6 protein-coding genes are annotated in these 7,627 nt (G+C 35.3%); 2 read left to right on the plus strand and 4 right to left on the minus strand.

Annotated features, from left to right (window positions below; translation table 11 throughout):
* Positions 1-348 precede the first annotated feature (348 nt).
* From QL986_RS18700 to QL986_RS18715, 4 genes are all read right to left on the minus strand, one after another.
* Positions 349-771: a hypothetical protein gene (locus QL986_RS18700; protein WP_290191824.1), complete on the minus strand. Its 423-nt coding sequence runs from the start codon at positions 769-771 to the stop codon at positions 349-351.
* A gap of 361 nt (positions 772-1,132) precedes the next feature.
* Positions 1,133-3,127: an AAA family ATPase gene (locus tag QL986_RS18705; RefSeq protein ID WP_290191825.1), complete on the minus strand. Its 1,995-nt coding sequence runs from the start codon at positions 3,125-3,127 to the stop codon at positions 1,133-1,135.
* Positions 3,120-4,034, minus strand: coding sequence for a site-specific integrase (locus QL986_RS18710; protein ID WP_290191826.1), 915 nt, complete (start codon positions 4,032-4,034; stop codon positions 3,120-3,122). Before QL986_RS18710 ends, QL986_RS18705 begins: the two co-directional genes overlap by 8 nt.
* 95 nt (positions 4,035-4,129) lie before the next feature.
* Positions 4,130-4,768: a response regulator transcription factor gene (locus QL986_RS18715; RefSeq protein WP_290191827.1), complete on the minus strand. Its 639-nt coding sequence runs from the start codon at positions 4,766-4,768 to the stop codon at positions 4,130-4,132.
* A 142-nt stretch (positions 4,769-4,910) separates the two neighbouring features.
* Between QL986_RS18715 and QL986_RS18720 the strand changes: the two genes are divergently transcribed.
* The gene (locus QL986_RS18720) at positions 4,911-5,456 is read left to right on the plus strand and encodes a hypothetical protein (protein ID WP_290191828.1); all 546 of its coding nucleotides are present in this window, start codon (positions 4,911-4,913) and stop codon (positions 5,454-5,456) included.
* Positions 5,457-5,474: 18 nt separating this feature from the next.
* Positions 5,475-7,124: a histidine kinase gene (locus QL986_RS18725; RefSeq protein WP_290191829.1), complete on the plus strand. Its 1,650-nt coding sequence runs from the start codon at positions 5,475-5,477 to the stop codon at positions 7,122-7,124.
* The last annotated feature ends 503 nt before the right edge of the window (positions 7,125-7,627 follow it).

Below are 7,627 nucleotides of genomic sequence, written 5' to 3' on the forward strand. Positions count from 1 at the left end.
TATTCATGCTGTTGTGTGGTAACAAGCCTAATTGCACGTTCACGAAATTCTGATGTATAGCGATTTGATTTTTTCATAGTTCCAGTTTCTCAAGTTATTGAGTCTCTGGCAAACACGGGGCGATTCAAAAAGCTAAATATAGAAGGACATATAGAGGAATCTAAATACCACGATCATCTTTTTGAGCAATTAATAACAGAATTAGGGAAGGCTGAAGAGTTAAAGCCAATAATACTAAAGGAAAGAAAGCTTGGTAAGTCTAAAGTATCAATTGTAAGACCGATTACAAAAAAGTAGTATATTTAAAACCAGCTTTAAAATTATATCAACCAAGCAAATTGACTTGTTTCACTCAAAATTAATACGCTTTACTTTTAATGTAGATAAGCCAAATAAATATAAGGTTATCAGTTGAAAAAAGCTAGGCTTAATCAACAAGTTAAAATTTAATATTTCGGGATTATCACCTATAATAAAGAAGGTAATTAATACGCAATACGTCAGAATAGAACACCCAATAAGAGTACCAAAACAAGCAAAATCGTTATTTGGTAATTTGTCATTCAATCTTCGAATAAGTCCCAGCCACCACCAAAGAAAAATATAAACAAGAATAACAATTAACGGAATAAATACTGACATTAGCGAAATTGGATTTTGAATAAGCCCTAAGCTTTCGTTAAATAATGAGAGCAAAGATATAGTTCCAAAAATAACTAATAGCATGAATACACTCGGCTTTTCTGTATTTTTAAGAGCTGAACCAATCATAAGTGGACTCCTAAGAACGCATTACTGGAAACTACCGTTAACATACTAAAATTTATAACAATAAATATCTGGAAACGCATTTCAATAATTAATTTATTAATAACTTACTTAAAGACAGTATCCTTTACAATCAATTTATATTGGCGAATGTGGAGAGCAGATTGATTTAATAAGTGGTAGATTTTAACCTTAAGCTTGCGATACCGTTTCCTATTGTAATTAAAAAATGTTACAGACATGTTAGATTATAAAAGCCCCAGTTTTATCACGCCATTCGCATCGTTCTCAACCGATTGACTTAAAAAAGCTCCTTTACTATATGGGTGCAGCTATGAGTTAGAACATATAATGCCTGACTTAACTAAAAACCTATGCGCCGTTTACAATCGCCTTTCAATTTCTGCTCCTCAAACAAAAACTCTAATACTTCTCTTGATGTTGGCGCTTTATTCAAAAAACGCATTTTTCGTGCTATCACGCTAAAATCACCAGGAGTTATGCGATCTAATCCAACCAATTTAGCGCTCTCACTTTTACCTAAGGTTTTTTTGCCTGTTAAGTTTAATATCATTCGTGATACTTGTTCAGGTGTTAAGTAATCTAGTTCAAGCTTAAAATCACAACGGCGAAGTAAAGCTTTATCTAAACGCTTTTTAAAGTTGGTAGCTGCAAAGAAAGGAAGTTCAAACATTTCAAGGTTACACAATAGTTGGTTTACGGATTGAACCTCCCAGCTGTTTGTGGCGCCCTCACGGCTTGAAAACAGACTATCGGCTTCATCAATAAATATAGCCGCACCTTCTTCTGTAGCCTGTATAAATAAGTTCTTTATATTTTGCTCACTCTCCCCCACCCATTTACTTAAAATATCTGAAGCCTGAACACTAATTAGCTCAAAACCAGCTTCTTGGCATACATGGTTAACAAACGCTGTTTTACCAGTACCCGCAGGGCCAAATAATAACGTTCTTGCACCATGATGGTTATTAAGGGCGTTGGTTATATCATTAAGGTTAGAAAACGAACCCTTTAAGTTAATATTGGTATGGTCAAACTTCAGCTCTGGTTTGTAATGCATTTGGTTTAAATCAATACCCGATGCAACCATTACTCCTTCAACATACGAATCTATAAACTCTTGAGCTGCCTCACTCTTATAACCACATAAACTAGCCCCATGACTGGCTTTACTTATATTCGCCAAGCTTAGGTGTTTGTTCGAAACCACCTTTTCAATAAAGCTTTGGCTTACTTTTAGCTCATTAAAGTACCCTAGGGCATGTTCTAAACGCTTTTCCTTCGTTAGCTGGGGCATTTCAAGTACAAAATCAAAACGCCGTACACAACTCTCAGGGATATCTTCAATATGGTTAGTAATCCATATGGCTGCACTATTAGGTACTTCAATTAAGCTATGCAGAAGCTCTTTTGGTTCACTGGAGCCAAACATGTTTACATCGAATATATCTTCGCATTCATCTATAAGTAACACTCCATCACGGCGATCTCCCATTAACTTACGTGCCATAGATAAGTTATGAATGCGGTAGCTAGTTGAAGACTTTGTGCCTAATTGTCTTTCAACTTGTGCATCAACTTCAGAGCTAGATTTAACCTTCATTAAAACTAACTCAGCATTACTACATAAAGATTTAGCTAATTCAGACTTACCCGTACCAACAGCCCCATATATCAATATATTTAAGCCATTATTACTTGATCTCTTCCAACCATTTAATAAGCTTTTTAGGTGGAACGTATCCCTATGGCCAAAAGAGCTCAAATTGTAACTAGCTGGTTCTTCATTTTTTAAAAATAGCCCTAATGCATCTTTAGTCCTGTATTGGTGGCTAGTGAATAAATAATGGGCAAGAGATTTAGGGAGTAATGGTAGCTCATAGTCAAAAATACGGTTTTTATATAATCCAATCGATTCAAGTGCTTCTAAACACTCTTCCTGCTCAATCTCTCCAAGCCCCAATAACACAGTGAATGCATCTGAATATGAATACGCAGATTTAGTAATAAACTGCTCTATAAACTTAAAAATAGTTGGTTTAAGAGTACCAGCAACAATAAACTCAATAAGAGAGTTAGCATTGCTTGGCAATCCAATACTTTTGCTAAAGTAACGGCTATTTTTTGAAAGTAATTTTTGGTCAAAGTCTGTAGTTATCTCAATAAATGAGGCATATAGTTCATCCAGATCAACAGGTAAATTTGATCTTTTTGAGCCTGATAGTTGCTGTACTTCTCTAGGGCTATATTGTTCAAACGTATCATCATCAAATAAGCCTGATTCTATTAACTTGATACCATAATGGCTTGTAAATTGGCTTATTAGTAACTTATTCATAATCACCACATCCATTCACAGATAAAGTATTAACGGCGCGCTTTAAACTGTCCACGCCCCGTTTATCGTATAACTGTGTGGTAATAATGCTTTTATGCCCTGCCAACTTACTCACAGTAGAAATATCCACACCATTAGCCAAGAGTGATGAAATATAAGTTCGCCTCATATCATGGGGTGTAAACTTCTCCCCCAAAACGTGATTAGTTCTGGCCGTTACAACGCTATATATAGTTTCAGGTGAAATACCACGAGCTTGAATAACTTTACCATTCAAAACCACGCAAAATAATGGCCCCTCGTTTTTACCACGTACCGTTAGCCATGAACTTAAATACTCTAATACCCATACTGGTAAGTACTGTGTTCTAGTACGGTTTCCTTTTCCCTTATGGATAACAACTAGCTGATCAGCCAACGAAAAGTCACTAAGCTTTAAAGCCGAAACTTCAGATCTTCTTAATCCCGCACCAGCCATTAAAGCCAATAATGCAATATCACGTGTGCTAATAATTGAAGATGGTGTATAGGGCTGCTTTAATATGCTTTTTAACTGTGTGGCTGTAAGTGACTTACCTTTTAAGCTTGGTTCTATATGAGGGAGCTTAAGTACATTAAACTTTTCTAGTTCGTGCTGCTCAATTAAATTCATTAAAAAAGCAGTTTTAGCTATGGCTTTAATAACTTGAAAAGTAAGTTGGATAGTTCTAGCTGACTTATTATTGAGTACTAAGCTTTGTTTAAGAGTAGATAACTGCTCAAAGCTTAACTTGTGAAGTGGTAATACGGCTAGCTTATCATGCAATAATAAAGTGTTTTTAACACTTTTTATCAGTGAAATAACAGCCTTTCGTCCTGTTGGCGCTAAGTTATTTAAGTAGCATTCTGTAGGTGTGTAATTAGACATAATAGATACCTCTTATACATAAACGTATAGTCGGTATACATGACTAACTACTTAAAACCAGAGCTGTTTTTGACTGTTTAAGGCTATTTAATTCACTAACTCAAATCTTCAACACAAATCACATGCTCAGCTAAAGCTAGCTTTGTAAGCTGTATTTGTGATGTTACATTCAATTTAGTCATTATATTTGCACGGTGAACATGAGCTGTCTTTGGCGTTATGGTAATTTTTTGTGAAACTTGCTTGGCATTAAGTCCTTGGGCAAGCAGCTTAAATATTTCTGACTCTCTCGGTGTGAGCTTACTTAGGCTACTGCCAATTGTGTTATTTGAAAAGTAGCTAGTATTTATAGACGGGCTAAAGAAACGTTGGCCTCTATTGATCGCGTTGATAGCAATGAGAAGCTCATTAGCCGCATCTCTTTTTGAAAGGTAAGCATCAACTCCGAGACCCAAAGCTTTATCAATATATGACTTTCCCTCATACATACTAAGCATAATACGTTTAATATGAGGGAATTTTTTGCCAATATACTCAGCGACTTCAAAACCACTTTTATCTGGTAAAGATATATCAATAACAGCACAATCAGGTAATGAGGTTTTTAACAATGACTCACACTCTTTAAAGCTATTTGCTTCAAAGACGACACTCCAGTGTGGGCTCTCATCTTCAATTAAAGCTTTAAAGCCTTCTCGAACCATTTGGTGATCATCAATTAGTGCAAACTTCATTTAAGCTCCTTGTTACATAAGTTGATTGTAACCTTAATTCTGCTTGCCTATGTAAGAATTTTTCTTATTTCATTAAGAATGTTGCTAATTAATTAATTGCCAACTCCATTGTATTCTCATTATAAATTACAAGGAGTTAACGATGAATAAAATAGCGAGCGAAACGGTACACTTTCAAAATGTTTCGGTGCTACTGCATCATATTGGCGAGTCAAACTACCGGCTGGAATGGACTAGCAAAATGACGAAGGGATCGACTAATCTAGTTAAAACAGGTAAGAATAAATATGTTGTTATTCGAAAGTGGCCCAAAAATAAAAGTCTAACTGACGTAGTGACTAACTTCACTTCGCGCAATGCCGCCTTTGTTCACTTTATAAAAAATGTCGATGTTATAAAGTGTAACGACCTGCTAATACTTAAAGCAAAGCAGCAATGTTTGGATTTTTTTACCTATTGTGAACATATCAAATCAATCAAAAAAGCAGCATTCCCTAAACCGCGACTACAGGCTGCCTTAGGCAGAGAGGTTATAGTAAAACATAAACGCAATATGTCTGATGTCGCACAAGGCTTTTTACTACAACTTATTGGGAATAAAGCTGAAATACAAGTCACTCAACGATATACTCTTTGTAATTCAAACCCAAAACAGCAGTTTGATACAACACAGGTTTATCTATTATAAATAATGGAATTCAGCTTCATGGAAAGAGTAATTGCTGGTATTAAGCTTCAACACCTTTTACCTCAAATAAAAGCCATAACACCAACACAAGTAAAACGTTACCTTATCGCTTTTACGCTAATAATATTTCTAGCGCCAGCTATTGAAATCGGCTTTTATCTTTTTTCATTCAACTTTGTCGTCTATGAAAACTTCGTAAGTTGGTACTTCCCTGCTGGAGTTAGAGTTGTATGCTATTTATTCTTCCCACTTCGATATTGGCCTGCCTTAACGATTGGCTTTACGCTTGGTCAAATACTCTATACTTGGCATTTCTATGATGAAGCACTATCAGATATACCCTATCGCTTAGCAAAAAGCATGTTACGAGAGTATTTAATTTTATTACCTGTAATTGCAATAAAACTATTAAAAATACCACTCAATATTAACACCGTAAAAAATGCAGTAATTGTGATTTTTGCTGCTATTTCATATCGCTTAATTCGCTCAATTATAATCATCGCGTTCAATGACAGAAACAATAAGTATAGACTGATCGCAGATGAAGAACGCTTCGAAATGATACTGGCACATCAACTAGGTGGAATAATTCCTATACTAATCATGTTGCTACTGTTTTTTTCGGGAATGGTTTTATACAAAAAATGGCACATCCTAATAAGTGAAAATTCAGCAAAATTGATAGGACAACTTATTATTTGTTTGTGCTTATTTATTACAGCTTACCAATTAGAGCCTAAATCTTTATACCTTTTGAGAATGTTAGCGATATTTCCATTAATCTGGTTTAGCTATTCATTTGGTGCGTTAGGTGCTTTAAGTTACGGTTCAATAACGGTTATAACACTACTAGTTAATGTGTATGGTTCAAGCCACACTGAATTGATGCTAAATACACAGCTTTATATTATTACGTATAGCGTACTTGCAATCTTACTTAGTGCATTTGTAACTGAATTAAATAAATCTAAAACCGCGCTATTAAACCAAAACAAAGAGTTAATAGAACTCAGTTCACTTACTCAAAACCTAGCAACTAAAGTTGTCAATGTACAAGAGTCAGAGCGTAGCCAGTTATCACAAGAGTTACATGATGATATAGGTCAAAACCTTACTGCTTTAAAAACTAATATTGCAATTTTAGAGAAGAAATCAGCTAGCTATAATGAGTTAGACAATACGATTTTACGACTCAAAAATGTATCTAACCATATGTATGACTCCGTTTATAGACTTATGCACTGGTTAAGACCACGCTTGTTAGATGAGCTTGGATTAGAGGCTGCATTAAAAAGTGAGTTATTTTCAGAAAACTTAAAAGATGCAGGCGTTTCATACAGTTGTAAAATTAATGGCCCTGTAGATACATTGACTGAAAATTATAAAATAGCCATTTTTAGAATCTGCCAAGAAGCATCTACCAATACAATGAAACACTCACTAGCAACAGAGTTTTCAATCGATATAGCTTATAGCAGAGATCAACTAGAGATTATTATTAAGGACAATGGAATAGGCTTATTTGAGCAGTCAAACTCAAACTTTAATAGCGGGTTTGGCATTATAGGTATCTATGAGCGAGTGGCAGTGTTGAATGGTGAATGTAAATTCAAAAATAATACAAATGGTGGTTTAACAATAACTATTCAGTTCACAACGAAATAGAAAAGCTATAACGCTCTATTTTAAACAGTGATTAACATCATATAAGTCATTTTCGGTTTACAATAACAGCGACATCTAAACTGCATGCCTCTACCCCTTTCAATCAACTAACGTTAATATGTATTAACGTTAGTTGGTAACGCAGACACTTTAACATCATTAATTGTACTAGCTCATATCTGAGCTTACAGATTAAGTGAATAGGTTTAGACTTCATCTGACAGGCAGCCATGAGCGAGAAACAGACAGTCGCTCAAACTCGTTTTTGGACATAAATGAGTTAGAGCCGAAGGACGGCTCTGTGCCATTTGCAGTCATTGGTAACGTCTCATTCCGAGGCTAAAATTGTTGGCCAAAATAGCGCGGCACGAGCAACTGAATCGCCCCGAGTTCATCGGAGACCAGTTTGTTTAAGTCAGGCCACTTTACCTGACTCGTTTAAATTATCATAGTAGTCTGTTTCATATTGAGCTGGTGAAATATACCCAATTGAAGATAATAAG

The organism is Pseudoalteromonas sp. APC 3250 (assembly GCF_030407915.1).
GTDB classification, from domain to species: Bacteria; Pseudomonadota; Gammaproteobacteria; order Enterobacterales; family Alteromonadaceae; genus Pseudoalteromonas; species Pseudoalteromonas tetraodonis.